The organism is Streptomonospora sp. PA3, assembly GCF_009728995.1.
Classification (GTDB): Bacteria; Actinomycetota; Actinomycetes; order Streptosporangiales; family Streptosporangiaceae; genus Streptomonospora.
In genome coordinates this window covers 122,821-149,084 of the sequence record NZ_VTZW01000007.1, presented here as the reverse complement: position 1 = coordinate 149,084, position 26,264 = coordinate 122,821, and the positions used below count along the sequence as shown (strand labels likewise).

Sequence of the window (26,264 nt, the reverse complement as noted above, 5' to 3'; positions counted from 1 at the left end):
GGGGGCGGGGCGGACGGGATCCGCCCCGCCCCGGAGGGCGCCTCCTGGTCAGCTCAGGGCGGTGAGCATCTCGCGGGCCAGCGGGGCCGAGGAGGCCGGGTTCTGGCCGGTGTAGAGGGTGCCGTCGACCACCACGTTGGGGGCCCACGGCTCGCCCTCGGCGAAGTCGGCGCCCAGGGCCTCCAGGCGGTCCTGCAGCAGCCAGGGGGCCTTGTCGGCCAGGCCGGCCTGGCGCTCCTCGGCGTTGGTGAAGCCGGTCAGCCGGTAGCCCGCGAAGGGCGACTCGCTGCCGGGCCGGGCGGTGGCCAGCAGCGCGGCCGGACCGTGGCAGACCACGCCCAGCGGGGTGCGCGCCGCGAGCGCGTCGGTGAGCACCCGGGCCGAGGCGGCGTCGGCCGAAAGGTCCTCCATCGGGCCGTGCCCGCCGGGATAGAACACCGCGTCGAACTCGCCCGCCTCGGTGTCCTCCAGGCGCAACGGGCTCTGCAGCGCGGTGAAGCCCTCCAGGGTGCGCCGCACGGCCGCGGCGCCCTCCTCGCCGCCGTTGGCCTCGGCCGCCAGGCTGGCGCTGTCGGCCACCGGCTGCACCCCGCCCGGGGTGGCCACCGCCACCTCGTGGCCGGCCTCGGTGAAGACGCGGTAGGGCGCGGCGACCTCCTCGGCCCAGTACCCGGTGGGGTGCTTGGTGCCGTCGGACAGTGTCCAGTGGTCGGCGCTGGTGATGACGAACAGGATGCGTGCCATTGCTTCTCCCCCTGGTTGGTGCGCCGGGCGGCGTGCCCGGCGGCCACTCGGCCTGCGCTGCGGTGCCGCCGCGCCGGCGGACCGCCGCTGCCTGCCGTTACCGACGGTAGGCGTCCCGGCCGCAGCGGGCCAATCGCCACCCGCGCCCCGCCGGCGTGAGCCCGGCCTCAGTCGGGCTCACCGGCCCCGCCGCCGCTTCGCGGGCGGGCGCGCAGGTGGGCGCGCTCGCCCTGGCGGCCGAACAGGCTGAGGATCTCCGCCGGCTCGGCGCCGGCGGCGCCGAACCAGTGCGGCACGCGGGTGTCGAACTCGGCGGCCTCGCCGGGCTCCATGATCAGGTCGTGCTCGCCCAAAACGACCCGCAGCCGGCCGTTGAGTACATACATCCACTCATAGCCCTCGTGCGTCTGGGGATCGGGCGTGCGGGGCTCGGGACTGCCCGGGAGGATCAGCTTGTAGGCCTGGATGCCGCCGGCGCGGCGGGTCAGGGGCAGCATCGTCATGCCGTGGCGGGTGACGGGGCGCAGGTGGATGCGCGGGTCGCCGGTGGGCGGGGCGTCGACCAGTTCGTCGAGGGTGACCCCGTGCGCCTTGGCCAGCGGCAGCAGCAGCTCCAGGGTGGGCCGCCGGGCTCCCGACTCCAGTCGCGACAGGGTGCTCACCGAGATGCCGGTGGCCGCCGACAGCTCGGTCAGGGTGGTCTCGCGCCGGCGGCGCAGTGCGCGCAGGCGCGGGCCGACCGCGTCCAGGGTGTCGTCGACGTCCTCGCTCATACCCTCCAGTTTGCCACATCGGCAAAGGTGTTTGCCGTATCGGCGGGTGGGCGCGCATGCTCGTCGCAGGAGGTGATCGACATGAGCGATCAACTGAACGACAGCTACGACGCGGTGGTCGTCGGAGGCGGCGCCGCCGGATTGAACGGGGCCCTGATGCTGGCGCGCTCGCGCCGCTCGGTGGCCGTGATCGACGCCGGGTCGCCGCGCAACGAAGCGGCCGAGGGCGTGCACGGGCTGATCGGCCGCGAGGGCATGGCGCCGGGCGAGCTGCTGGAGCGCGGCCGCGCCGAAGTGCGCGGCTACGGCGGCCACGTGGCGGCCGGCGCCGTGGCGAGCGCGGCGGGCCGCGCAGGCGGATTCGTCCTCACCCTGGAGGACGGCCGCACGGTGGGCGCCCGGCGCCTGCTGGTCGCCACCGGCATGGTCGACGAGCTGCCCGACATCCCCGGACTGCGCGGCCGCTGGGGCCGCGACGTGGTGCACTGCCCCTACTGCCACGGCTGGGAGGTCCGCGACCGCGCCATCGGGGTGCTGGCCGGCGGCCCGATGGCGGTGCACCAGGCGCTGCTGTTCCGCCAGCTCAGCGCCAACGTGGTGCTGTTCAGCCACACCACGGCCGCGCCCGCCGGCGAGGAGGCCGAGCAGCTGGCCGCCCGCGGCATCCGCGTCGTCGAGGGGGAGGTGGCCGCCCTGGAGATCGCCGAGGACCGGCTGGCCGGGGTGCGGCTGGCCGACGGCAGGCTCATCGCCCGCGAGGCGCTGGCGGTGGGACCCCGGGGCCGGCCGCGCGCGGGGTTCCTGGCCGGCCTGGGCCTGTACCCGGACCAGCACCCGCAGGGCATGGGCGAGCACATCGCCGCCGATGCCGCCGGCCGCACCGCGGTGCCCGGTGTGTGGGTAGCGGGCAACATCACCGACCCCGCGGCCCAGGTCGGAGCATCGGCGGCGGCGGGAGCCCTGGCCGGCGCCCAGATCAACGCCGACCTGGTCGCCGAGGAGGCCCGGGCGGCCGTGGAGGCCCGCGCCCAGGCCCGGCCCGGTGGGCAGGTGTCCGACGAGGACTCCGACGAGGCGGGCGCCGTACCCGAGCCCGGTCGTCCCGAGCGCGTGTGAACCGAAACCCCGATCCCCGCCCGCAACCGAGAAGAGGAGAACCGATGTCCGCACATTCCGGGGCGCCGCAGGAGTTCGACCGCGCCTACTGGGAGGAGCACTACCGCGGCGCCGACCGCGAGCACGGCCACGGGGGCGCCGGCCTGCCGCCCAACCCGCACCTTCTCGCCGCGGCCCAGGGCCTGGCACCGGGCCGGGCGCTGGACGCGGGCTGCGGCCACGGGGCCGAGGCCGCCTGGCTGGCCGCCAACGGGTGGCGGGTCAGGGCGGTGGACATCTCCGCGGCCGCGCTGGAGAGGGCCCGCGAACGCGTCCGCGCGGCCCGGCCCGAGGCCGCCGAGCGCATCGAGTGGGCACAGGCCGACCTCACCGCCCGACCGCCCGAGGCCGCGGCCTTCGAGTTGGTGTGCAGCCACTACGTGCACACCGCCGCGCCGCCCTCGACACTGGTGGAGACCCTCGCCGCCGCGGTGGCCCCGGGCGGCACGCTCCTCGTCGTCGGCCACCATCCCGACGACGCCCACCACGCCGACACCCCGGGCGCCCACCTCACCCCGCAGGAGGCCGCCTCGGCCCTGGACCCGGAGCACTGGGAGGTGCTGACCGCCGAGAAGGCCACCCGCCAGGCCGCCACCGGCCACGGCGGCGGGATCCCCCTCACCGACACGGTCCTGCGCGCCCGCAGGAGGGGGTGAGGGGCCGGGAACGAGCGCGGTGCGCCCTTCCCGGCACGGCCGGCCGAGCGGGATGCGCCCCTCGTCGGGACCGCCGGACTCCGCGCTGGATCGGCGGGTGAGGCGCGCGGCCGGTGCCTGCAGGGCGTGGTCAGACGGGCGGCATGATGCCCAAGGCGGTGAGCAGGGCCGGGGCGGCCGCCAGGATGCCGGACAGGATGAAGGGGGCGCCCAGGGCGCCGAGGACGGCGGTGCGGGGCCGGATGCGGTGGCGGCGGGTGTGGGACAGCGCCAGTGTGCCCAGGCCCGCCGACATCAGCAGGAAGAACGCGACGTAGGCGATGCCGGCGGCGTCGATGTCGGCGGCCTCACCCGCCAGGCCGGTCGCCATCGCGGCGACGTGGGCCACGTTGCCGGCGGCGTAGACGGCCACGGTGGAGAAGGCCGCCCACAGCGCCACGGCCACCGCGCCCGGCGCGGGGAACCGCAGCGGGCGGGCCACCGACAGCACCACCAGCGCCGCGCCCAGCAGTTTCAGGACCACCACCAGCCAGTTCATCACCTCCAGCCCGGCGGCGTACTCGGGGTAGGCGCCCTCGGCGAAGCGGTCGCCGATCGCGAAGACGACGTTGACCGCGGCGAAGCCCACGCAGCACAGCACCGTCATTGCCGCCACCGCCCGCACGCCGGCGCCGGCTCGGGCGGGCGGGGCGGGGAGACGGCGGTGATGCGGGCCGGTCGGGGACGCGGTGTCGGATGAGTAAGCAGCCATGCGGGCAGTCAATCCCCGCCCGCCGCGCCGGGCCTCCCCCGCGCGGGGGAGATCCCCGGCGGCGGCTCACCCCCGGGCGCTAACCGCGGGGGCTGCGCCCGCTCCCCGCCCCGCCGGCGCCCGGTGCCTCCGAGCCCGCGCGGCGGCGCCTCAGGGCAGCGGGCGGCTGACCGCCGAGGAGCGGCGGAACAGCCGGCGCAGCGCCAGGGTCCCGTCGTAGGGGGTGTGGGCGCGCACCAGCAGCGAGCACGGCCGCAGCAGCACCAGCCCGATCAGCAGGCACACCGCCGCGCCCCAGGCCGCGCGGCGCTGGCCGTGCAGCCGGTAGGTGAAGGGCCAGGCCCGCAGGTAGGAGTACAGATCGCGCACCGAGGCGCCGATGCGCCGCGCCGACACCGGCACCCGCAGCCGGTCGACGTAGCGCACCCGCATCCCCTGCCGGCTCAGGTGCACCGCCAGATCCAGGTCCTCCCACATCCCCGGCACGGCGCAGGTGTGCTCGCGCACGCGGCGCCAGCACTCGGCGCTCAGCGCCATGTTGGAGCCCCACAGCATCGCATGGCCCGACAGCATCCGGTTGAGGCGGTGGCAGAAGAAGCGGTGGGCCGCCAGCCCGGTGCGGCGCAGCGGGATGTCGTAGAACCACGACGGCCCGGTGACCGCGTCGGGGCGGGCGCCGGTGGCGGGGTCGGGGTCGAAGGAGGCGGCCAGCCGGCCCACCCACTCCGGCCCCACCATGGTGTCGGCGTCGATGCGCCCGAGCACGTCGCCGCACGCCTCGTCGAACCCGCGGTTGCGGGCGTGCACCGCGCCCTGGCGCGCCTCGCGCACCACCCGCACCCCGTATTCGGCGAAGGCCGCGGCGACCTCGGCGGTGCCGTCGGCGGAGTTGTTGTCGACGACGATGATCTCCTCGGCGGGCACGCGCTGGTTCACAAGGGCCTCCAGGCAGCGGCCGATCACCGCTTCCTCGTTGTAGGCCGGGACGATCACCGAAATCCTCACGGGGCTGCCTTGTCGTTGTCGGGGAACGGGCGGATGCGCGGGCGCGGCACGGTGCCGGCCGGATCGCCGGCGGTGCGCCCTGGCCGGTGTACCGGGCCGGGATCCAACCGGCGGTGTCGCCCGGGTGAATTCCTTTCGGCCGAACTCGGCACTACGACGCGCAGCAAGCATGCCACGCACGGTGGCCTCGGGCGATCCGCTGCGCGCGGACGCGCCGCCGCGGACCCGCGATGCGCCCGCCGGGGCAGGGTCGGCGCACGGGCGCGGGAACTGTAGCGCGCCGCCCCGCCGACCCGGAAGGTCCCCGCCGGCGAACACCCGGACAACGCCGGCACACACCCGCGCCGGGCGCGAAAACCCCTCGCGCCGCGCAGGCGCGGGTTCCTGGTCTGCGGCCCATGCGCGATCTCGGCCTGCTGCCGAAGGCCCACCTGCACGTCCACCTGGAAAGCACCGTCCGGGAGGCCACCCTGCGCGAGATCGCCGCGGAGAAGGGGCTGCCGCCGCCCGGCCCGCCGCCGCAGCGCTTCTGCGGGTTCCGCGCCTTCGCCGACTACGGCGCGCGGGTGCGGGCCTGCCTGCGCCGCCCCGAGGACCTCGCCCGCATCGCCCGGGAGTTCGTCGCCGACGAGGCGGCCCAGAACACCGGCTACGCCGAGGCCGCCTTCAGCGCCGCCTCCCACGGCGAGCGCCTGGGCGAGGGGCGTATGCCGCTGGAGGCGGTGCTGCAGGGGCTGGCCGAGGGCCGGGCCGCCCACGGGCCGCACACCCGGCTCATCCTGGATCACTCCCGCCGGCGCCCGCCCCACCGCGCCCGACGCGATCTCCGGCTGGCGCTGGAGCACCCCGAGCAGGTGGCCGCGATCGGGATGGCCGGCGAGGAGTCCTACCCGCTGGCGCCCTTCGCGGCGGTGCTGGCCGAGGCGGAGGAGGCGGGCGTGCACATCGTCCACCACGCCGGAGAGGCCGGCGGGGCGGCACCGGTGGCCGAGGCGCTGGAGCCGGGCGCCGAGCGCATCGGCCACGGCATCGGTGCGGCCGCCGACGCCGGTGTGTGCGCGCGGGTGCGCGAGGCGGGCGTCGCGCTGGAGGTGTGCCCCTCCTCCAACGTGGCGCTGGGCTTCGCCGCCTCACTGGCCCGGCACCCCCTGCCGCGGCTGCGCGAGGCCGGGCTGGAGGTCACCCTCAACACCGGCGTTCCCGACGTCGCTGGCACCTCGCTGACCCGGGAGTACGCGCGCGTGCGCGCCGCCTTCGGCTGCAGCGACGCGGAGATGGCCGACTTCGCCCGCGCGGGTGTGGCCGCCTCGTTCGCGCCTCCCGACCTCAAGCGGCGCATCGCCGCCGGCATCGACGCGTGGCTGGCCGCCCCGAGCCCTAGGAGCGCCGGCGGGGCGGCTCAGAGGTTAAGGCCATCGTCGGCTGGTGGAGGCGTCGGCCCCGGTGCTCTCCCCGAGGGGCCGCAGGTGGCGGCCGGGCGCGCCGGCCTCGGCGACCCGCCGCCGCCATGCGCGCCGATCCGACCGGTACCGCGCCGCCCGCCCGGCCGCACAATGGTGCCCGCACGCGGCGCGCGTGGGATTGGTGATCCGCGCCACGGCGCCTTGACCTCCAGTGCGGTAGAGGTTCCACAGTGGCAGAGGCACACCCGCCCGCACCCGCGACGATCAGGAGGATCCCCATGGCCCAGGCCATCCGCTACGCCCGCTACGGCGGCCCCGAGGTACTGGCCCTGCAGGAGGTCGCCGACCCCGAGCCCGGGCCCGGCCAGGTGCGGGTGGCCGTGCGGGCCGTCGGCGTCAACCCCGTCGACTGGAAGATCCGCAGCGGCGCATTCGCCTCCGAACCCCTGACCGAGCCCGCCGGAACCGGCCTGGACCTGGCGGGCACCGTGGAGGCGCTGGGACCGGGCACCACCCGGTGGAGCCCGGGGCAGCACGTCTTCGGCCGGGCCGAGGGCGGGGCCGCGGCCACGCGCGCCCTGGCCGATGCCGACCAGCTGCTGGAAAAGCCCGACTGGCTGGGGTTCGAGCAGGCCGCCGCGCTGCCGGTGGCCGCCGAGACCGCCTACCGCACGCTGGGCGTCCTGGGCGTGGGTGCGGGCGACCGGCTGCTCGTCCATGCCGCGGCCGGCGGCGTGGGCCTTGTCGCCGCGCAGCTGGCGCGCGGGCGCGGCGCCGCGGTGATCGGCACCGCCGGCCCGGCCAACCACGGCTTCCTGCGTGAACTGGGCGTGGAGCCGGTCGCCTACGGCGAGGGACTGCGGGAGCGGCTGCGCGCGGCCGCCCCCGATGGGGTCGACGCCGTCCTGGACGCCTCGGGCCGCGGCGTGCTGGGGATCTCGGTGGAGCTGGCCGGATCGGCCCAGCGGGTGGTCACCATCGCCGACCCCGACGCAGCCGAGCACGGCGTGTACTTCTCCGGCGGCGCCGCCGACCGCGCCGCCTTGGAGGAGGTCTTCGCCGAGGTGCTGCCCCTGATGCGCCAGGGCCGTCTGCGCCTGCCCATCGAGCGCGCCTTCCCCCTGGAGCAGACCGCCCGTGCCCACGAGCTCAGCCAGGAGGGCCACCTGCGCGGCAAGATCGTCCTCACCGTCGACGGGTCCTGAAGGGCGCGGGCCGCCCCGGCCGCGGGGCTCAGTAGGCGGGGTGGATCGCGGCGCGCACGGGCTCGCCCTTCTCCAGGCAGGCCAGCATGCAGTCGGCGGTGTCGGCGCGGCTCAGGTTGCGCCCGCCGCGCACGCTGATCTCCACCGCGGTGCGGTAGCGGCCGGTGCGGGGCCGGTCCACCAGCCGGGGCGGGCGCACGATCGTGTAGTCCAGGCCGCTCGCGCGCACGGTCTCCTCCATGGCGGCCAGGTCGGCGAAGTGGTCGCGCAGGATGCGCTGGAGCAGGGGCTTGACCACCAGGCGGGTCAGCGGGCCGTCGCCCTCGTCGGTGACCAGCCCGGCGGCGCTGACCACGACCAGGCGCCGCACGCCGGTGCGGCCCATGGCCTCGGCGGCGGCCGCCGCCGAGCGCCGGCACACGGTGGCCGGGCCCTTTCCGCGGTGGCCCAGTGCCGAGACGACGGCGTCGCGGCCGGCGACGAGCCCTTCGAGGGCGTCGGCATCGGCGACGTCGGCCCGGGTGACGCTCAGGCGCGGGTGGGAGTAGTCCAGGCGCGCGGGGTCGCGCACCAGGGCCGTCACGCTGTGCCCGGCTTCGCAGGCCTGGCGGGCGAAGGCCCGGCCCACTCCGCCGGTGGCGCCCATGAGGGTGAGGTTCATCGCCGACTCCCGAAGGTTGGTGAGTGCTTACTCACCACCATTATGGGTAAGTGCCCACTCACCTGTCAATATTGTTCCCCGACCCCCGCCCGGGAGGCACCGTGTCCACACGCGACCGCATCCTCGACGCCGCCCACCAGGTCATGGCCGAGCGCGGACTGGCGCGCGCCACCACCAAGGAGATCGCCCGCGCCGCCGGCTACTCCGAAGCCACCCTCTACAAGCACTTCCGCGACAAGACCGACCTGTTCGTCGCCGTGCTCAGCGAACGCGCCCCCAGCGCCCTGCCCGCGCTCATGGCTGGCCTGCCCCAGCGCGCCGGCAGCGGCGACCTGGCCGCCACCCTGGAAGAGGTCGCCAGCGCGGCCATCGCCTTCTACACCGAGGCCTTCCCCATGTCGGCCTCGATCTTCTCCGAACCCGACCTGCTGGAGGCCCACCGCGCCGCCCTGCGCGAACGCGGCGCCGGCCCCGGCGCCATCAGCCACGCCCTGGCCGCCTACCTGGAGGCCGAACGCCGGGCCGGCCGGCTCGCCCCCGGCGCCGACCCCGCCAGCCTGGCCGACCTGCTCCTGGGCGCCTGCTTCCAGCACGCCTTCCTCAGCCACTTCCCCGGCCCGCGCGACCGCGCCCGCGAACCCCGCCGGCGCCTGGCCCGCGACCTGGTGGCCGCCCTGCTCGCCGGCGCCGCGCCGCACTAGCGCGGCGCGGCGCCGCACCGGCTCGCCCTCACCCCTGGGGCATCACGATCCACAGCGCGATGTAGATCAGCACCTGCGGCCCGGGGATCAGGCAGGAGAGGACGAACAGCACCCGCACCAGAAACGGCGACAACCCGAAGCGGCGCGCCAGACCGCCGCACACTCCGGCGATGACCTTGTTGTCGCGGGTACGCACGAGACCCGTCGAAGCCATAGCGCTCTCTGCTCCCTTCCCTCGATGTGCGCGGTGCAGCCGAGGCGGCCCCGCGCGCCGGCGCGCGCCGCGGCCCCTCCGCCACCGCCCTACCCACCCGCTACCCCGATCCGGCACGGCCACCCCGCCGGTGCCGGATGCGCCCCCAAACCGCCGCTGACCAGGGCGGACCACCCCCGCGGGGCCGCGCCGGGGCGAAGTTTCAGCCCGCGATCCTCGGTCAGCGGGCGTGCGGGACGGTTCCGTCGGGCGCGCGCATCCGCCCGAGACGACGCGAGCAGCAGAAGAGGCACCGCCATGTCCGAAAACTCCCGCGACCGGGCCCCGACCGGCGACGAGAAGGACCGCCGGCTCGAAGGGGTCCGCGACGACTCCGACCAGGCGCTGACCACCAACACCGGCGTGCGCGTGGACGACACCGACAACGCCCTCAGCGCCGGTGAGCGCGGCCCCACCCTCATGGAGGACTTCCACTTCCGTGAGAAGATCACCCACTTCGACCACGAGCGCATCCCCGAACGCGTCGTCCACGCCCGCGGCGCCGGCGCCTACGGCTACTTCCAGGTCTATGAGTCCCTGGCGCGCTACACCCGCGCCGACTTCCTGACCGACCCGGGCCTGCGCACCCCGGTGTTCGTGCGCTTCTCCACCGTGGCCGGCTCCCGCGGCTCGGCCGACACCGTGCGCGACGTGCGCGGATTCGCCACCAAGTTCTACACCCGCGAGGGCAACTACGACCTGGTCGGCAACAACATGCCGGTCTTCTTCATCCAGGACGGCATCAAGTTCCCCGACTTCGTCCACGCGGTCAAACCCGAGCCCGACAACGAGATCCCCCAGGCCCAGTCGGCCCACGACACCCTGTGGGACTTCGTCGGCCTGCAGCCCGAGACGCTGCACATGATGATGTGGCTGATGAGCGACCGCGCCCTGCCGCGCAGCTACCGGATGATGCAGGGCTTCGGCGTGCACACCTTCCGCCTGGTCAACGAGCGCGGCGAGGGCACCTTCGTGAAGTTCCACTGGAAGCCGCTGCTGGGCACCCACTCGCTGGCCTGGGACGAGACCCAGAAGATCGGCGGCAAGGACCCCGACTACAACCGGCGCGACCTGTGGGACGCCATCGAGCGCGGCCAGTACCCCGAATACGAGCTGGGGGTGCAGCTGGTCCCGGAGTCGCGGGAGTTCGACTTCGACTTCGACCTGCTCGACCCGACCAAGATCATCCCCGAGGAGGAGGTCCCGGTCACCCCGGTGGGCAAGATGGTGCTCAACCGCAACCCCGACAACTTCTTCGCCGAAACCGAGCAGATCGCCTTCCACACCGCCAACGTGGTGCCCGGCATCGACTTCACCAACGACCCGCTGCTGCAGGCCCGCAACTTCTCCTACCTCGACACCCAGCTGATCCGGCTGGGCGGGCCCAACTTCCAGCAGCTCCCGGTCAACCGGCCCGTCGCCGAGGTCAGCAACAACCAGCGCGACGGCTACAACCAGCAGAGCATCCACCGCGGGCGCACCAGCTACTTCCCCAACTCACTGGGCAGCGGCTGCCCCTACCTGGGCGAAGCGCCCTACACCCACTACGCCGAGCGCGTCGACGGCGCCAAGATCCGCAAGCGCAGCGAGAGCTTCAAGGACCACTACAGCCAGGCGACCCTGTTCCTCAACAGCCTCGCCGACTTCGAGCGGCGCCACCTCACCCAGGCCTTCCAGTTCGAACTGGGCAAGTGCGAGACCATGGCGGTGCGCGAACGCGTCGTCACCCAGCTCAACCGCATCGACCACACCCTGGCCGCCGAGGTCGCCCACGGCATCGGCGTCACCCCGCCCGACCAGGAGGAGGTGCCCAACCACGGCCGCTCCTCGCCCGCGCTCAGCCAGGCCAACGCGCCCACGGACACGATCTACTCGCGCCAGATCGCGGTGCTGGCCGCCGAGGGCGTCAACGCCGCCGAGGTCACCCGCTTCCGCGAGGCCATGGCCGAGCGCGGCGCCCTGGTGGAGGTCCTGGCCTCCCACGACGGCAGGCTCAGCGCCACCGACGGCCAGAGCCTGGCCGTCGACCGCGCCATGCACACCATGTCCTCGGTGCTCTACGACGCCGTGGTCGTGGCCGGCGGAGCCGACTGCGCGGCCGCCCTCGCCGAGGACGGGCTGGCCCTCAACTACGTCGCCGAGGCCTTCAAGCACGCCAAACCGGTCGCGGCGCTGCACGAGGGGGTGGACGTGCTCACCGCCGCCCCGCTGCCCCGGCTGCAGCTGGCCGGCCCCGCCGACTCCGAGGCCGTCGTCGACCAGGGCGTCATCACCCACCGCGGCGGCGACCCCGCCCGCTTCTACGACGCCTTCGCCCGGGTACTGGCCGGCCACCGGGTCTGGGACCGCGACGCCGCGCGCGTGCCGGCCTGAGGCCGCCGCGCACCCGCCCGCGGCCCCGCGGCCGGTCCGACTCGGGGGCCGGACCGGCCGCGCCGCACGCACGCCGCCTGCGCCACGCCGCGGGCGCGGGGCGCTCAGGCCTCCCCGGGCGCGAACCGCTCGGCCATGGCCTCGGCGTCCAGCGCCTGCGGGTTGAGCTCGTTGAGGCTGTACCAGTTGCCGAAGGGGTCGCGGAAGACCGCCTCGATGCCGTAGGGCACCTCGCGGGGCTCCTGCAGGAACTCCACGCCCCGCGCGGAGTAGAGCTCGTAGGTGGCCCGGCAGTCGTCGGTGTTCCAGGCCCCCGCGCTCAGCGCCCCCTTGGCCATCAGGCCGCGGATGGCCGCGGCCGTCTCCTCGTCGTGCATGGGCGGCCCGGGCACGCTCAGCGACAGCTGGAAGCCGGGGTCGGCCGGCGGGCCCACCGTCAGCCACCGCATCCCGTTGTCCATCCGCAGGTCGAAGCGCTCCTCGAACCCCAGCTTGTCCAGGAAGAACCGCTTGGCCTCGGTGTAGTCGGACACATACACGCCCGCCACACCCAGTCTCGTGATCATCGCCGGCCCCTTCCGCCGTCGGCCCTGACATGTGCCTTCGACGCTAGCCCGCGGGCACCGTTGAAGGCTTCTTCACGATTGCGGTGTCGGGCGTCCCGGCGCGCTCATCAGCAGGAAGCAGGCGGGCACGGGAAGGGGGCCGCTGCGGCGCCGCAACTCCTGGAAGCGCGAGGGGGACACGCCCGTCTGCCGGCGGAACGCGGCGCTGAAGGAGCCCAGGCTGGAGAACCCCACCGCGTGGCACACCTCGGTGACGCGCGCGCCCGGGCGGGCCAGCAGCCGCTGGGCGCGTTCGATGCGGCGCCGGCGCAGGTAGGCCCCGGGCGTCTGACCGTAGGCCAGCCGGAAGATGCGCACGAAATGGTAGGGGGAGTAACCGGCGGCCGCGGCCAGCGCCGCCACGTCCAGCGGCTGGGCGTAGTCGCGGTCGAGCACATCGCGGGCGCGCCGCAGCGCGAGCAGGGTCGCAAGCGCCGGCGCGCCGGGAGGAGCCGCGGCACCGGTGGCCGAAGGCTGGGCCATGCCCCCATGCTACTCGCGGGCCGCCGGCCCGGTGGGTCCTGAGCCGGCCCCGCGGGCGGGGGTGCGACGGTGCGCGCGAGCGGCGCGCCGGCGGCTACCCTCGACCTCAAGCGGGCTTGATGTTCACCGGGAAGGAGCCGCGATGACCGGCGGGCCCTCATGGAAGGCCAAGGAGCTCACCGTGGGCGAACTGGCCCAGCGCAGCGGCGTGGCCGTCTCGGCGCTGCACTTCTACGAGCGCAAAGGGCTCATCTCCAGCCGCCGCACCGCCGGAAACCAGCGCCGCTACCGCCGCGACACGCTGCGCCGCGTCGCCTTCATCCGCCTGGCCCAGCGGGTGGGCATCCCGCTGTCGTCCATCGGCGACGCCCTGGCCTGCCTTCCCGAGGCCCGCACCCCCACCCGCGAGGACTGGGCCCGCCTGTCGGCGACCTGGCGCGACGAACTGCAGGAGCGCATCAACCAGCTGGAGCGGCTGCGCGACGACCTCACCGACTGCATCGGCTGCGGCTGCCTGTCGCTGGAGCGCTGCACGCTGTCCAACCCCCACGACAGCCTGGCCGATCAGGGCCCGGGCCCGCGCCGGCTGCTCGCCGGGCCCGCCCGCGCGCGGGCCCGGCCCGGGGGCGAGGGCGACACCGCGGCCCAGCCGGAGGCCGACTGCGGATGACCCGCGGGCTCAGCCGCGCCCGCGCAGCGGCTCAAGCTCCTCGGCGCGCAGCAGGCGGCGCAGCACCGCCGGGCCGGGGCCCGGCGGCGGGGTGAACACCCGCACCATCACCCCGCCCGGGCCCTCGGCGGCGGCCACCCAGGCGTGGGCGGTGGACAGCACGGCGGCGGGACGCTCGGCACCGTCCAGGACCAGGGCGCCCGCCGACCAGGAGGCGCCCTCGCCCAGAGTGAAGGAGGCGGCGCCCTCGGGGTCGCGGGCGCGCCGCTCCATCAGCGCGCGCTCGGCGCAGAAGGCGCGCAGCTCGCGCTGGGCGCCCTCGGCGCCGGCGCCGCTGCGGCGGCTGGCGATCTCCACATCGGGGCCGGTATCGGGGCCCTCGGGGGTGGATCCGAAGTCGACCACGGCCTTGAGCAGCCCGGTGCCGCCGGGCTCCAGCGCGGCCGAGCTGATGCGGCCGCGCCGGCTCTCGCCCACGGGGGCATACAGCGCCAGCTCGGCCAGGATCGTCTCCAGATTCAGCTCCTGCTCCACGTGCGGGCCCTTTCGGCGGACAGCGGGGCCAAACCTCGGCCCGGATCGGCGGTCGCGGGCACCTGCCCGGCGCCCACCCTAGCCAGTCCGTGCTTGAGAACGGCGGGGGCGCGGCTTCCCACCGCCCCTCGGCCCCGTTGCCGCACCCCCTGTGGTGACCGGCTTGGTGAACAGGACGTGGCCGCGGCCCGGCGGATTCGCCGATCGTCGCCGCTGCCCTGCGCTCACGCCGGCCCGGCCGCGCTAGGCCGGTCCAGGGGCGAAGTCGCACCGGCGCATGCGCTCGATGGCCCGTCCGTCGCCCAGCTCCGAACGCGCCTGGGGAACAGCGTGGTAGAAGCACAGCGCGTGGTAGAGGACGGCGGGATCGACCGCCGGCATGCGGGGCCGCACCGCCAGGTGCGGCCGCAGCCGGTCCTCGGGCGCCTGAACCGCGCGGCAGTGCACCACGCGGCGCGCGTGTCCGCCGGGCACGGCGAGCACGATGAAGGCGTTGAGCTTGACGGTGTCTGCGCGCACGGACGCGACATCGTCCCATGCCGCGATCGTCGTCGTCCCCCAACCCCGGTGCACGACCCCCTCGGGGGCCAGCGCCAGCCACCCGCGGGCGGCCCTGCCGCGCACCACGGCCAGCGCCACCCACACCAGCCAACCGAGCAGCAGAACCGACCCGAACCACAGCACGAGGGCCCGCCCGTCCCCGGGCGGTGCCAGCGGGAGCAGCACGACGATGCCCAGCAGCGCGGCGGCGCAGAGCCCCAGGACCGCGAGGTGGCCGCCCGCGGCCCTGCGGGAGTAGCCGACGTGCACGGCGCGGGTGCCGATGGGCTCCACCCGCGCGAGGCTGAGCCGCCAGGTGTCGACATCGCGGCGGCGCAGGTAGGCGAAGGCGGGCAGCGCGGCGATCACCGCGAGCAGAAGGGAGAACGGAAGCAGGAACGCCCCGGACCGACCGCCTGAGGCCGCGGCGCCGATTCCGCCGAGCAGCGCCCCCGCGGCGAGCAGGAGCAGGAAGGCGCCGATGAGGACGTGGCCCGCCGCCGGCCCCTCCTTCCACTCCCGGGGCCAGGGCACCTGCTCGATCTCGGAATCCATGTTCGGCCCCCGCCCGTGGGCGTTCTGCGCCGTCCCCAGCCTACAAAGGCCCCTGCGGCTCGCGACCGGCGCCGGTTCGCCCAGCCCAGGGGCGCTACCGGTGCGCGCCGGGCCGCACCGGCGTGCGGCCGCGGCGGCGCGTGCGGGCCGGCCGCAGAACCGGCCGGGCCGCACCGCGGGGAGAGCACGCAGGGCTCAGGCGGCCACCGCCTCCTGGGCCGCCGGGCGGGAATCGGGATCGTGGCGGCGCAGGCCCACCAGGACCAGGGCGCAGGCGGCGACCACCACGGCGGCGCCGACGTAGAGCTGGGTCGCCGAGGCGCCGGCGTCCTTGAGCATGCCCGCGATGGTCGGCGACAGGATGGCGCCGATGCGCCCCATCCCCAGGGCCCACCCCATGCCGACGCTGCGGATGTTGGCCGGGTACAGGGGCGGGCCGACGGTGTAGGCGCCGGCGATGCAGCCGTTGATCAGGGCGCCGACGAGGACGCCGATGCCGAATCCGAGCCACAGGGTGGAGGTGCTCACGATGAAGACGATCATCATGACGGCCGAGAGCAGGGAGAAGCCGATCAGCACCACCCGCGGCGTGCGCAGCCGGGCGGCGGCCCCGTAGAGGACCGAGCCGACGGTGCCGCCGATGGAGATCGCCATGCCGGCGGTCACGGCGGCGCCCTCGGAGAGCCCCTTCTCGACCAGCAGCGTGGGGGTCCAGCTGTTGACGAAGTAGAAGCCGAACATGATCGTGATGAAGACGATCCACAGCAGGACCGTGGGGGGCAGCTGGTCTTTGAGCCATCCCGACGCGGCCCGCCTGGTCGTGGCCCGGGCCTCGGCCGCCCGGTCGAGGTCGGCGCCGGTGACGGGCTCCAGCCGCATCCGGGCCAGTGTCCGGTTGATCCGCGCCGGCGCGCCGCCGGAGCGCTTCTGCTCCAGGAAGGCCACCGACTCGGGAAGGACGGCGGCGATGACGAGCAGGGCGAGCAGGGTGCCGAAACCGCCGGCGTAGAAGACGATCCGCCAGTCGCCGCCGACGGCGCTCTTGGCGACCATGCTCGCCACGGTGGCGCCGATGCCGTACCCGGCGGTGTAGACGCCGATGGCCAGTCCGCGGTTCTTGGCGTTGGAGAACTCGCTGGCGATGACGTTGGTGCTGGCCAGGATGCCCCCGACGCCGATGCCGGTGACCAGGCGGAAGACGCCCATCACCGTCACCGAGGCGGCCATCGCCGCGCCGAACATGCCGATCGTGCCCAGGGCGAGGCTGATCAGGATCAGGGGGCGCCGGCCGATGAGATCGGCGAAGGGAGCGAGCAGCATCGAGCCGATCGCCATCCCGATCAGGCCGACCGAGACCAGCAGCCCGAACTGGGAGCCGGTGAGCGCGAACTCCTCGGTGACCGAGGGCCCGGTGAAGGCGACCGCCATCACGTCGAAGCCGTCCAGGCAGTTCATGAAGGTGCACAGGCCGATGATCAGCCATTGGTAGCCGCTCATGGGCGCCTGTGAGATGCGTGCGGTGATGTTCATGGGTGTCCAGGTGGTGAGGGTGGGTGGGGGTGCGCGGGGGCGCCGGGTCAGGTGAGGTGGAGGGAGAGGACGGCGGGGCCGGCCGGGTCGCCTGCGGGTGCCACCGCCCGGGAGACGCACAGGCACAGGCTGGTGGAGCGTTCCTTCTGGGACTCGCTCAGGAAGACGTCGCGGTGGTCGATGGTGCCCCGCGAGTCGACCACCTTGGCCAGGCACAGCCCGCACTCGCCCTTGCGGCAGTCCGACAGCGTGTCCACGCCGGCGGCCTCGAGGGCGTCGAGGATCGTGGTGTCGGCCGCGACGGTGATCTCCCGGTTGAGCCGGGGCAGGTGCACCCGGAACTCCTCGGCGGGGTGGCGGCCGCTGGAGCCGAACGTCTCGAAGCGCAGGTTGGTCGCCGGCAGGCCGTGTGCGGCCCAGCTGCGGGAGACGGCGTCCATGAGCCCGATCGGGCCGCACATGTACAGCTCGGTGGCCGCCGCCGCGGGCGCCCGGGCGATCCCGGCGACGAGGTCGTCGACCGCCAGGGGGGTGCCCTCGTCGTCGACGTGGACGCGGACGCGGTCGCCGTGTTCGGCGACCAGCTCGTCGAGGTAGGCCATGACGGCGCGGCTGCGGCCGGCGAGCACCAGTTCGTAGTCGGCGCCGCGGCGGCGCAGCGCAGCGGCCATCGCCACCAGTGCGGTGACGCCGATGCCGCCGGCGACCAGGACGTAGCGGTCGGCGCCGACCGCCAGCGGGAAGTTCTGCAGGGGTCCGGTGACGGCCAGCTCGTCGCCGGCCCGCAGCCGGTGCATCGCGGCGGAGCCGCCGCGCGAGGCCGGCGACAGCTGTACGCTCAGGGTCAGCCTGCGGCCGCGGTCCTCGGAGCGCACGACGGAGTAGGACCGCACGCGCGGGGTTCCGGTGCCGGTCCCGGTTTCGACGTCGATGTGGGTGCCGGGCGCGGCGTGTTGGGGATGCTCGGGTTCGACGACGATGCGGCGGATGCCCCGGGCGGCGTCGCCGACCTCGGCCACCCGGGCCCGCTGCCAGCGTGTCTGGGTCTGCACCGCCACCTCAGGCCCCCTGTCCCGGAGCCGGTGCGGCCGAGGGGCGCCCTTCGGCCGCGAGCATGCGCTCCAGGATCTGGCGCACCCACATGCCGCCGGCGTCGATGTTGAGGCTGTAGAACTCGTGGTCGGGGTTGGCGTCGATGGCGCGCTGCTGGGCGCGCAGCATGTCCTCGTCCTCGGCGAAGACCCCGTGCACGGCCTGCCGCAGCTGGGTGGTGATGGTCTGGCTGTCCAGGCGGTAGTTGCGCATGAACGCCCAGAAGTAGTGGCAGGTGCGCTCGGTCTCGGGGGTGATCGTGTTCATCACGTAGCCGTTGACGCCCTGGCTGCGGTCGCCCTCGGGCGCGCCGGTGCCGGCCTTGGCCACGCCGACGTCGATGCAGATCGTGCCGGGGGCCTGGAAGGTGATGATCTGCCACCGGTCGACCCTGCCCTCGAAGCCGGGGAACCTGTCGCGCATGTTCTTCAGCCAGAACGGGGGCGGGTCGATGTCGCGCATCCAGCGGGTGACCGTGACGGTCTCGCCCTGGTGGACCACGTCGAACTCGGCCTCGGACAGCTCGTCCTGGCCGATGCTCGAGGAGTGCACGAACTCCTCGTGGGTGAGGTCCATCAGGTTGTCGAGGACGAGCTGGTAGTTGCAGTGGGCGTGGATGGTCTCGCCGTCGCCGGCCCAGGCGGGGTCGTCCATCTGGTGCATGTCGGGCACGGCGGCCGGGTCGGCCAGGTCGGGGTCCCCGACCCACACCCAGACGTAGCGGTAGCGCTCGACGACGGGGTAGGAGGGGACGATCGCGCTGGGGTTGATCGTCTCCTGGGCGGGCATCCCGGTGCAGCGGCCGGTCGCGTTGTAGCGCAGGCCGTGGTAGGGGCACTGCAGCTCGTCGCCGAGGATCCTGCCCTTCGACAGCGGGGCGAGCCGGTGCCAGCAGGCGTCGGCGAGGGCGACGGCGCGGCCCCGGCGGTTGCGCCACAGCGCCAGCGGAACGCCGGCGACGGTGCGCGCCAGCGGCTGCTTGCCGGTGACCTCGTGGTCCCAGGCCGCGACGTACCAGGCGTTGCGGGGGTGGTTGAAGATCTTGGCCGCGGTGGCCGGTGGCGCGGTCTCCACCAGGGACGATGCGGTGAGGGTCATGGAAACTCCCTATGGAGAGAGGTATGTGACGCAGGACTCGCAAACTATCTATGGATATAGTTAGTTGGCAAGGACGGACGGCGTGGCCGATCCGAGGGAGGGAGGGTCGTTGTCCCTGCGTTACGCGCTGGTCGCGCTGCTCACCGGCCGACCGATGACCGGCTACGACATCGCGAAGAGCTTCAGCCGCTCGGTGGCCCACGTCTGGCATGCGCCCGACTCGCAGATCTACCCCGAACTGCACCGGATGGAGCGCGACGGGCTGCTCGCCTCGGTCGAGGTCGCCTGGGGCAGGAAGGGGACCAAGAAGGAGTACCACGTCACCGACGCCGGGCTGGCCGACTTCCGCGCCTGGATGGAGTCGCCGCTGGCGCCCCAGCGCCAGCGCGACCCGGTGTATCTGAAGGCGGCCTACTTCGACTTCGCCGACCCCGCCGCCGTGCGCGAGCAGCTGCGCCGGCAGCAGGAGTACTGGACCGAGCAGCTGCGCATGCTCGAAGGCACCCGCGCCACCCTCCTCGACCGCAGCCACCCCACCCTGGCGGCCCGCCTGGCCAAACTGGACGAGCGCGAGGCCGAGCGCGCGGTGCGCTTCAAGGTCTACGCCTACGACGGCCTCATCGCCCGCGCCCGCACCGAGCTGGACTGGATCGCCGAGGGCTTCGCGCTCCTGGAGGAGCTGAGCCCCTGACCGCGCGGCGCCTTCCCGGATCCCGCCGCCCGCTTCGGCCGGGCCGCACGCGGGCACCCTCGGCGGGTGCGGCACTCACCAGGTGATCTCGGCCGCCACCGGCAGGTGGTCGCTGCCGGTGGCGCTGCGTCCTCGAAAGTCTTCGGCGGGGCGGCGGGCACGCGAGGCGGTCGTGCTCGATCGCGCCGCTGCGCCGTACCTCCTGCCAGGGCGCCTCCTGCGGTGCGGGCGCGGTCCCGCGAGCGGTCCCCTGCGGCACCGTGCCGCCGCGTCGTGCGCAGCGGGCGCGCGCCTTCGCGGCGGCCCCGCCAAAACCCTTCCAATGAGCATTGTCATGGTTTAGGCTCGGTCCCCATCCGCCCCCGCCGGAGCCCCAGGAGCCGCCCACCCATGCCCACAGCCGCCCCCGCCCCCCGGCGCACCCTCGCCGTCCGCTCCGCCGACGGCACCCGCCTGCACGCCGAGGTCCACGGACCCGCCCACGCCCCACCCGTCATCCTCGCCCACGGCTGGACCTGCGCGATCCGCCTGTGGCACCCCCTCATCCACCTGCTGGGCGAGAACCTGCGCCTCATCTGCTACGACCAGCGCGGCCACGGCGCCAGCCAGGCCCCCCGCGCCGCCGGCTACGGCACCACCGCCCTGGCCGACGACCTCATCGCCGTCATGGACGCCGCCCTGGAGCCCGGCGAACGCGCCGTGGTCGCCGGCCACAGCATGGGCGCCATGACCGTGATGGCCGCCGCCGAGCGGCCCCGCTTCGCCGCGCGCACCGCCGCCGCCCTACTGGCCAGCACCGGCGCCGGCGACCTGACCGCCTCCTCGCGCGTCTTCCCCGGCGCCGCCCGCTTCCCCCGCGCCGGCGCCCTGGCCCACCGCATGATGCTGACCGCCCCCCTGCCGCTGGGGCCCCGCACCCGCCTCACCCGCGCCGCCCTGCACTACGCCACCATGGCCAAGGACGCACAGGCCGACATGGTCGACCTGTGCGCCGACATGGTCCACGCCGCCCCCGCCCTGCCCCGCGCCCGGTGGGGGCGCGTCCTGGCCGGCCTGGACCTGCGGCGCAACCTGCGCACCCTGCAGGCACCCACCCTGGTCGTGGCCGGCACCGACGACCGGCTCACCCCCATCGCCCACGCCCGCCGCATCGCCGAGGCGCTGCCCGACTGCCGCGGCCTGGTGGAACTGCCCCGCACCGGGCACATGACCCCGCTGGAGACCCCCGCGGCCCTGGCCCAGGCCCTGTCCGACCTCGCCCGAACCCACCTCGCCCCCAGCAACCGCCAGGAGAGTGCATGAGCAAGCGAGCCCACCCCGCTCTGGCCGGCAAGACCGCCGTGGTCACCGGAGCCGCCCGCGGACTGGGCCGGCTGCTGGCCCTGCGCCTGGCCCAGGAGGGCGTCCGATGCCTGCTGGTCGGCCTGGAACCCGAGGAGCTGGATGCGGTGGCCGCCGAGTGCGGCGCCGGCGCCGCCGCCTTCGAGGCCGACGTCACCGACGCCCGGGCCCTGCACGCCGTCGCCGATGAGGCCGAGGAGCGCTTCGGCGGCGTCGACATCGTCGTGGCCAACGCCGGAATCGCCACCGGCGGCCCCTTCGCCGACACCCCCGCCCCGGCCTTCGACCGCGTCATCGAGGTCAACCTGCTCGGCAGCATCGCCACCGCCCGCGCCTTCCTGCCCGCCCTGCGCCGCCGCCGCGGCTACCTGCTGCAGGTCGCCTCCCTGGCCGCACTGGCGCCGGCCCCGCTGATGGGCGCCTACTGCGCCGGCAAGGCCGGCGTGGAGGCCTTCGCCCACTGCCTGGCGCCCGAGGTCGCCGCCGAGGGGGTGGGCGTGGGCGTGGCCTACCTCAGCTGGACCGACACCGACATGGTCCGCGGCGCCGACGAGGACGCCGCCCTGGCGCAGATGCGCCGGCGCCTGCCCTGGCCGATGAACCGCACCTATGCGCCGGAGCCGGCCGTGGAGCGCCTGCTGGAGGGCATCGCCCGCCGCCGCGCCCACGTCTACGGCCAGCCCTGGCTGCGCGCCGTGCAGGGGGTGCGCGGCGCGCTGCCCGCGCTCATCGGCGCCTTCGCCCCCCGCGAGATCGCCCGGCTGCGCACCGAACTGGAGGCCACCCGCGACCGGCGGGCCGCGGCGGTGGGCGCGGGCGGCGCCGCCGACATGCGCGCCCGCGCCGGCCGCGGCGGCTGAGGGGCCGGCCGAGCCGCGGGACTCAGCACGTCCAGGGCGGGCTCGGCAGGCCGCCGCCGGCCATCACCGCGCGCAGCCCGGCCCCGGTGGCCACCCGGGCCGCGGCCGGCACCGGAGGGGGATCGGACACCCCGGTCGGCTGCCGGCCGGCACCCGCGGCCGCGTCTGCGGGACCCGGGCGCCGCACCCGCCCGTCGACGCTCGGCTCCAGGCTGCCCCGCAGCCCCGGCAGCACCGCCTCGCGGGCGGCGGCGTGCTCGGGGCCGCCGGCGCCGCACCCGCCCCCTGCGCCCCACCTGGTAGCCGCCCCGCTCAGTCGCGGCGGCGAATCGGATGGTCGGCGGGCACCTCCACCACACACACAAGCAGGCCGTCGGGATCGGCGAGCCACATCTCCACCAGCCCCCACGGCTCGCGCCGCGGCTCCCGGGCGATCTCGGCACCCCGCCCCGCCAGCTCCGCGCGCGCCTCCTCGATGTCGGGCACCTGCAGCCACAACCGCACCGCCTGCGGCTCCGGCGCGCGCTCACTGCGCCCCGACAGCTCCAGGAAACCCCCGCCCAGGAAGAACACGGTCCCGTACTCGCCGCCGCCGGTGGCGAACTCGCGGTAGACCGCCAGCCCCAGCACGTCGCGGTAGAAGGCGCGGCTGCGCTCCAGATCGGTGGGGCGGATCAGAACGCGGCTGCTGACAACGTTGACCATGGCCGCCAAACTAACCCGCATCGGGCCCACTACGCCCTACTCCACCACGATGATCGCCGCGGCCACCTCGCCCTCGGCCACCGCCACCTGATCCACGCGCCCGACCTCGCCCCCGCAGCGCGCCGACAGGGTGTAGGTGCCCGCCGGCAGCGCCCGGAAGAAGCGGCCCCGGGCGTCGCTGATCACCGCCGCCTCGGGCACCGGCGGCGCCCACACCGACGCCGCCCGCGCATGCAGCAGGCAGTGCGCGCCGACCGCGCCGCCCTCGCGCACCACCCGGCCCCGCACACCGGTGTCGCGCTCGACCGCACCCGCCCCGGCCGGCTCGGCGCCGTCGCCGCCCGAGCCCGCCACCGGCCGCGCGCCCAGACCGCACGCGCTCAGCCCGCACACCGCCGCGACCGCCGCCACAACCGCCACCCGGCGTCCCCGCATCATGCGGCCCCCTCCCCCTGACCCAGCGCGCCGCTGCCCCCGCGCCTGCCCAGCCCGGACCCGCATCCCACATCACCGGCCGCACCCGGTACCGCCCACCCCGCGAAAAAGAGCCAATCCCGCCGGATTGGCCCCCTTTCCGGGGGCTGCGCACCCCCGCAGCGCTACCACCGGCCCCCTCGCGCCCGCGCTAAGGTGGCGCCGTGATCACGGCCGAGACCCACGCCCTCGCCCGGCGCCTGTGGGACTTCCACACCCGCCCCGCCGCACCCGCCCGAACCGGCCACGACCTCATCCTGGTCCTGGGCAGCCACGACCTGCGCGTGGCCGCCCACGCCGCCCGCCTGTGGCAGGACGGCGTGGCGCCGCTGCTCGTCTTCAGCGGCGACCGCGGCCGCCGCACCGGCGGCGACGGCACCGCACAGCGCTGGCCCGACTCCGAAGCCGCCACCTTCGCCCGCGCCGCCCGCCGCAGCGCCCCCATCCCCGACTCCGCCGTCCTGCTGGAGACCCGCGCCACCAACACCGCCGAGAACTTCGCCCTGGCCCGCCGCCTGATCGCCGAAACCGGCCGCAGCGCCCCCCGCAGCGCCGTGGTCACCGCCAAGCCCTACATGGCCCAGCGCGCCCTGGCCACCGCCGCCCTGCACTGGCCCGGGCCCCGCTGGAGCTTCGACTGCTTCGGCGGCGGCTACCAGGGCTATGCCGAGGGCGAGCACACCCACGCCGAACTCATCGACTTCCTCGTCGGCGACCTGCAGCGCCTGGCCGTCTACGCCCGCCGCGGCTGGAGCGCCCCCGTCGACATCCCCGACGACGTCTGGCAGGCCTACGACCGGCTGTGCGCCCGCGGCCACACCCGCCACCTCATCCCCGGCGAACCCCTGCGCCCCGCCCCGGCCCACGGCCGCGCGAGGCCGGCTCAGCCCTGAGCGCCACCGGCGCCCCCCACGAGCCGCTCGGCGTTGGCGCGGCGCCGCTCCAGCACCTCGGCGCGCATGTCCTCCATCCGCCGCAGCACCTTGCGCCGCACCCGCTTGGGCAGCCGGTCGATATACAGCCGCCCCAGCGTGTGATCGGTCTCGTGCTGCAGGCACCGCGCGAAATACCCGCTGCCGGCGATCTCCACCGGCCGGCCCTCCCGGTCGCGCCCGCGCACCAGCGCATGCTCGGGCCGCGCCAGCTCGGCATGAGGACCCGGCACCGACAGGCACCCCTCGTCCTCCACCGCCAGCAGATCCTCGCCCGCCCCCCGCTCGGCCGCCACCGGGTTGCACACATGCCCCACATGCCGCACACCGTCGTCATCGGGGCAGTCGTAGACGAACACCCGCAGATCCACCCCGACCTGGTTGGCCGCCAACCCCACACCCTCGGCCGCATACATCGTCACGAACATGTCGTCGATCAGCGCGGCCAACGCGGCACCGCCGAACTCCTCCTCGCCCACACTCCGGCACGGCCGGTGCAGCACCTCTTCGCCCACCTCGGTGACGGCCCGCACCCGGCCCCGCCGCGCCTCCGGCGCCAACTCCGGAAACGACTCGACCGGCACACCCTGCACACGCACCCGCGCCGGGGCGCTGCCCCGCTGCGGGGCCGACGACTGCGACATCGCTGGAACCGCTCTCTGCTGCCGAGGTGGACACCCGCCCCGCACACACCAGGGCGATATCCCCGCAAAATAGCACAAAGCCGCAGGTCAGCCCGACCCGCGGCCCCAGCCCCGCCCCCCGGCACCCAAACCCCCAGCTCAATGCACACCACTCAGCGGAACCACCCCCCGCCCTCCCCCAGGCACCGCACCAGATAATCCCGCAACGACACCGCCGCCAACCGCCGCCGATCGCTCTCGTGATCCCACACCACGATCCCCGGCCCGTAATCGGTGAGCACATAGGCGAACTGCGGCCCCATGTCGCTGTCCCCGAAAAAGATCAGCTCATCGAAGGGCGCATACAGCTCCACATAATCCGGCTCCGCCCGCATCGCCAGGTTGTCCTCCACCACCCGCCGCGCCGGCCACACCACCGCATCGCCGTACTCGTTGCACACCCCGTCGCACTCGCCGTACAACGACGCCAACTCCGACGGCACCGGCAGCCCCAACTCCTTCTCGATCAAGGCCACCACCGCCGGATCGGCCGGCTCGGCCAACTCCGCCCGCGGGTACAGCTCAACGATCAGTTCACGCCACACACACAGAATCATCACAGGTTGCGGCATTGCACGGGAAACCGGAGCCCGCGAGTCCCCGAATCACCCCCGCCACCACCCCCACCCGCCCCACCGCTTCACCCCAAACGCCCCCCTCGCCCCGAAACCGCCCAACTCCCCGGGATACGTGCCCACCACCGGGCCCACACGGCTCAATAGCCCCACACACACCCACCCGACCAGGAGAAACCCATGCACCCCACCCGCACCCTGCGCACCCTCACCGCCGCCGCCACCGCACTCGCCCTGACCACCACCACCGCCCACGCCCAAACCCCCACCTACCCCGGCCACACCACCAGCCTCTACATCACCGCCAACGGCACCCAACGCGACACCGACCACGCCGCCGACGCCGGCTGCGCCGCCGCCCAAACCGGCCGAAACGGCCTGCGCATCCTCTTCCTCGGCACCCAAGAACACGGCAACCGCCTGCGCCACCCCGGCACCACCGCCAAAACCGACACCCCCCGCGTCCCCGCCACCACCGCCATCGACATCGCCCAGGCCTACGCCCACGGATTCACCCGCTGCAACAACGGCACCACCACCGCCCACCTCGCCCTCGGCGTCAACAACAAAGACGACGGCGGCATCAGCGGCGCCCGCGCCGGCACCGCCTGGGCCCGCATCGTCGACGCCGCCGCCGACCGCGCCGACACCGACCACATCACCATCACCGGCGCCATCGACGCCGAACCCTCCTGGTCCACCCCCGCCTGGGCCCGCGCCTGGGCCGACGCCTACACCGACCACACCCAGCGCCCCCTCTACGCCGCCAACTCCGCCGGCGGCTGCCCCACCCCCGGACACACCACCACCGCCTGCAACAACGGCTGGGACCTCGCCGACATCCACTACCTCGCCACCGGCGCCGGACCCACCCTGCGCGCCCTGCCCCAGATCTACCGCACCGACGGCATCCAAGCCCGCCAATGGGCCAACGCCAGCGCCTGGGGCGCCCGCCACCACGACCGCCCCATCCGCTTCGCCGGCGCCCTGTCCCAACACACCGCCTGCACCCAGCGCGGCGGCTGCACCCGCACCGACAACACACCCCGCGACGCCTGGACCCAACTGCGCGACGCCCTCAACGCCAACCCCGCCACCGCCGTCACCCGCCTGCCCTACGCGACCGACATGCGCTGGTCCTGAACACCACCCCCACGAGGGGAGAAACCACCACCGACCCCGCGCCCACCCGCACCCCACAATGGAAAGGACACCG

At 74.9% G+C, this 26,264-nt stretch carries 28 protein-coding genes and 1 pseudogene; 12 read left to right on the top strand and 17 right to left on the bottom strand.

All coding sequences use genetic code 11. The annotated features are described in order from the left end of the window. Positions 1 to 48: 48 nt before the first annotated feature. Positions 49 to 744, bottom strand: coding sequence for a type 1 glutamine amidotransferase domain-containing protein (locus FZ103_RS05285; RefSeq protein ID WP_155999317.1), 696 nt, complete (start codon positions 742 to 744; stop codon positions 49 to 51). 167 nt (positions 745 to 911) lie between these two features. Beyond that, positions 912 to 1,517, bottom strand: a complete 606-nt coding sequence (locus FZ103_RS05280; protein ID WP_155999316.1) for a helix-turn-helix domain-containing protein — start codon at positions 1,515 to 1,517, stop codon at positions 912 to 914. Positions 1,518 to 1,598: 81 nt separating this feature from the next. Here FZ103_RS05280 and FZ103_RS05275 point away from each other — a divergent pair, with 81 nt between their 5' ends. Both FZ103_RS05275 and FZ103_RS05270 read left to right on the top strand, forming a co-directional pair. Next, a complete protein-coding gene (locus FZ103_RS05275) occupies positions 1,599 to 2,633 on the top strand; it encodes an NAD(P)/FAD-dependent oxidoreductase (RefSeq protein ID WP_155999315.1) in 1,035 nt (344 codons plus the stop codon). A 44-nt stretch (positions 2,634 to 2,677) separates the two neighbouring features. Then, positions 2,678 to 3,328 (top strand): bifunctional 2-polyprenyl-6-hydroxyphenol methylase/3-demethylubiquinol 3-O-methyltransferase UbiG, encoded by a 651-nt coding sequence (locus FZ103_RS05270; protein ID WP_155999314.1) that lies wholly within the window; start codon positions 2,678 to 2,680, stop codon positions 3,326 to 3,328. 130 nt (positions 3,329 to 3,458) lie between these two features. Here the strand turns inward: FZ103_RS05270 and FZ103_RS05265 are convergent, their stop codons facing one another. Both FZ103_RS05265 and FZ103_RS05260 read right to left on the bottom strand, forming a co-directional pair. Next, complete coding sequence (locus FZ103_RS05265) at positions 3,459 to 3,983, bottom strand: hypothetical protein (RefSeq protein WP_155999313.1); 525 nt, start codon at positions 3,981 to 3,983, stop codon at positions 3,459 to 3,461. 246 nt (positions 3,984 to 4,229) lie between these two features. Beyond that, positions 4,230 to 5,084 (bottom strand): glycosyltransferase family 2 protein, encoded by an 855-nt coding sequence (locus FZ103_RS05260; protein WP_186355843.1) that lies wholly within the window; start codon positions 5,082 to 5,084, stop codon positions 4,230 to 4,232. A 230-nt stretch (positions 5,085 to 5,314) separates the two neighbouring features. Here FZ103_RS05260 and FZ103_RS05255 point away from each other — a divergent pair. Then, positions 5,315 to 6,433, top strand: a pseudogene (locus FZ103_RS05255) (adenosine deaminase); the annotation flags it as partial. A 332-nt stretch (positions 6,434 to 6,765) separates the two neighbouring features. Continuing rightward, positions 6,766 to 7,692, top strand: coding sequence for an NADP-dependent oxidoreductase (locus tag FZ103_RS05250; RefSeq protein WP_155999310.1), 927 nt, complete (start codon positions 6,766 to 6,768; stop codon positions 7,690 to 7,692). A gap of 28 nt (positions 7,693 to 7,720) precedes the next feature. Here FZ103_RS05250 and FZ103_RS05245 read toward each other — a convergent pair whose 3' ends face one another. Continuing rightward, a complete protein-coding gene (locus FZ103_RS05245; RefSeq protein WP_155999308.1) occupies positions 7,721 to 8,353 on the bottom strand; it encodes an NAD(P)-dependent oxidoreductase in 633 nt (210 codons plus the stop codon). Positions 8,354 to 8,454: 101 nt separating this feature from the next. Here FZ103_RS05245 and FZ103_RS05240 point away from each other — a divergent pair, with 101 nt between their 5' ends. Further along, positions 8,455 to 9,054, top strand: coding sequence for a TetR/AcrR family transcriptional regulator (locus tag FZ103_RS05240; protein ID WP_186355842.1), 600 nt, complete (start codon positions 8,455 to 8,457; stop codon positions 9,052 to 9,054). 28 nt (positions 9,055 to 9,082) lie between these two features. Here FZ103_RS05240 and FZ103_RS05235 read toward each other — a convergent pair whose 3' ends face one another. Then, positions 9,083 to 9,268 (bottom strand): PspC domain-containing protein, encoded by a 186-nt coding sequence (locus FZ103_RS05235; protein ID WP_155999306.1) that lies wholly within the window; start codon positions 9,266 to 9,268, stop codon positions 9,083 to 9,085. Positions 9,269 to 9,565: 297 nt separating this feature from the next. Here FZ103_RS05235 and FZ103_RS05230 point away from each other — a divergent pair, with 297 nt between their 5' ends. Continuing rightward, positions 9,566 to 11,680: a catalase gene (locus tag FZ103_RS05230; protein ID WP_155999304.1), complete on the top strand. Its 2,115-nt coding sequence runs from the start codon at positions 9,566 to 9,568 to the stop codon at positions 11,678 to 11,680. A 104-nt stretch (positions 11,681 to 11,784) separates the two neighbouring features. Here FZ103_RS05230 and FZ103_RS05225 read toward each other — a convergent pair whose 3' ends face one another. Both FZ103_RS05225 and FZ103_RS05220 read right to left on the bottom strand, forming a co-directional pair. Then, a complete protein-coding gene (locus FZ103_RS05225; protein WP_155999301.1) occupies positions 11,785 to 12,246 on the bottom strand; it encodes a VOC family protein in 462 nt (153 codons plus the stop codon). A gap of 72 nt (positions 12,247 to 12,318) precedes the next feature. Continuing rightward, positions 12,319 to 12,768 carry a helix-turn-helix transcriptional regulator gene (locus FZ103_RS05220; protein WP_155999298.1) on the bottom strand — a complete coding sequence of 150 codons (450 nt, stop codon included), beginning with the start codon at positions 12,766 to 12,768 and terminating at the stop codon, positions 12,319 to 12,321. Positions 12,769 to 12,910: 142 nt separating this feature from the next. Here FZ103_RS05220 and soxR point away from each other — a divergent pair, with 142 nt between their 5' ends. Further along, complete coding sequence (gene soxR, locus FZ103_RS05215) at positions 12,911 to 13,438, top strand: redox-sensitive transcriptional activator SoxR (RefSeq protein ID WP_155999295.1); 528 nt, start codon at positions 12,911 to 12,913, stop codon at positions 13,436 to 13,438. A 9-nt stretch (positions 13,439 to 13,447) separates the two neighbouring features. Here soxR and FZ103_RS05210 read toward each other — a convergent pair whose 3' ends face one another. From FZ103_RS05210 to FZ103_RS05190, 5 genes are all read right to left on the bottom strand, one after another. Then, positions 13,448 to 13,972: a hypothetical protein gene (locus FZ103_RS05210; RefSeq protein WP_186355841.1), complete on the bottom strand. Its 525-nt coding sequence runs from the start codon at positions 13,970 to 13,972 to the stop codon at positions 13,448 to 13,450. A 243-nt stretch (positions 13,973 to 14,215) separates the two neighbouring features. Continuing rightward, positions 14,216 to 15,067: a hypothetical protein gene (locus FZ103_RS05205; protein ID WP_155999292.1), complete on the bottom strand. Its 852-nt coding sequence runs from the start codon at positions 15,065 to 15,067 to the stop codon at positions 14,216 to 14,218. Between the two features lie 195 nt (positions 15,068 to 15,262). Further along, on the bottom strand, positions 15,263 to 16,597 hold the full coding sequence (locus FZ103_RS05200; protein WP_155999289.1) for an MFS transporter: 1,335 nt from the start codon (positions 16,595 to 16,597) through the stop codon (positions 15,263 to 15,265). A gap of 47 nt (positions 16,598 to 16,644) precedes the next feature. Further along, positions 16,645 to 17,649: a PDR/VanB family oxidoreductase gene (locus FZ103_RS25975; protein ID WP_222936510.1), complete on the bottom strand. Its 1,005-nt coding sequence runs from the start codon at positions 17,647 to 17,649 to the stop codon at positions 16,645 to 16,647. A gap of 7 nt (positions 17,650 to 17,656) precedes the next feature. Further along, positions 17,657 to 18,787 carry an aromatic ring-hydroxylating dioxygenase subunit alpha gene (locus FZ103_RS05190; protein WP_155999286.1) on the bottom strand — a complete coding sequence of 377 codons (1,131 nt, stop codon included), beginning with the start codon at positions 18,785 to 18,787 and terminating at the stop codon, positions 17,657 to 17,659. Positions 18,788 to 18,896: 109 nt separating this feature from the next. Between FZ103_RS05190 and FZ103_RS05185 the strand changes: the two genes are divergently transcribed. The 3 genes from FZ103_RS05185 (at position 18,897) to FZ103_RS05175 (ending at position 21,679) form a co-directional block, all read left to right on the top strand. After that, positions 18,897 to 19,478: a PadR family transcriptional regulator gene (locus FZ103_RS05185; protein WP_155999283.1), complete on the top strand. Its 582-nt coding sequence runs from the start codon at positions 18,897 to 18,899 to the stop codon at positions 19,476 to 19,478. 390 nt (positions 19,479 to 19,868) lie between these two features. After that, positions 19,869 to 20,780, top strand: a complete 912-nt coding sequence (locus tag FZ103_RS05180; protein ID WP_155999280.1) for an alpha/beta fold hydrolase — start codon at positions 19,869 to 19,871, stop codon at positions 20,778 to 20,780. Next, a complete protein-coding gene (locus tag FZ103_RS05175) occupies positions 20,777 to 21,679 on the top strand; it encodes a short-chain dehydrogenase/reductase (RefSeq protein WP_155999277.1) in 903 nt (300 codons plus the stop codon). Before FZ103_RS05180 ends, FZ103_RS05175 begins: the two co-directional genes overlap by 4 nt. Positions 21,680 to 21,991: 312 nt before the next feature. Here the strand turns inward: FZ103_RS05175 and FZ103_RS05170 are convergent, their stop codons facing one another. Continuing rightward, positions 21,992 to 22,384, bottom strand: a complete 393-nt coding sequence (locus FZ103_RS05170; protein ID WP_155999274.1) for a VOC family protein — start codon at positions 22,382 to 22,384, stop codon at positions 21,992 to 21,994. Between the two features lie 36 nt (positions 22,385 to 22,420). Next, the gene (locus FZ103_RS05165; protein ID WP_155999271.1) at positions 22,421 to 22,822 is read right to left on the bottom strand and encodes a carboxypeptidase-like regulatory domain-containing protein; all 402 of its coding nucleotides are present in this window, start codon (positions 22,820 to 22,822) and stop codon (positions 22,421 to 22,423) included. Positions 22,823 to 23,022: 200 nt separating this feature from the next. Here FZ103_RS05165 and FZ103_RS05160 point away from each other — a divergent pair, with 200 nt between their 5' ends. Then, entirely contained in the window at positions 23,023 to 23,751 is a 729-nt protein-coding gene (locus FZ103_RS05160; protein WP_186355839.1) for a YdcF family protein, read from the top strand. On the opposite strand, the gene def is transcribed toward FZ103_RS05160, so the two are convergent. Then, complete coding sequence (def, locus tag FZ103_RS05155) at positions 23,742 to 24,434, bottom strand: peptide deformylase (RefSeq protein ID WP_155999268.1); 693 nt, start codon at positions 24,432 to 24,434, stop codon at positions 23,742 to 23,744. The two genes, FZ103_RS05160 and def, sit on opposite strands and share 10 nt — an antisense overlap. Positions 24,435 to 24,586: 152 nt before the next feature. Further along, positions 24,587 to 25,030 carry an SMI1/KNR4 family protein gene (locus FZ103_RS05150; RefSeq protein WP_155999430.1) on the bottom strand — a complete coding sequence of 148 codons (444 nt, stop codon included), beginning with the start codon at positions 25,028 to 25,030 and terminating at the stop codon, positions 24,587 to 24,589. A 198-nt stretch (positions 25,031 to 25,228) separates the two neighbouring features. On the opposite strand from FZ103_RS05150, the gene FZ103_RS05145 reads away from it, so the two are divergent. Further along, on the top strand, positions 25,229 to 26,191 hold the full coding sequence (locus FZ103_RS05145; protein WP_255429770.1) for a hypothetical protein: 963 nt from the start codon (positions 25,229 to 25,231) through the stop codon (positions 26,189 to 26,191). Positions 26,192 to 26,264: the final 73 nt, after the last annotated feature.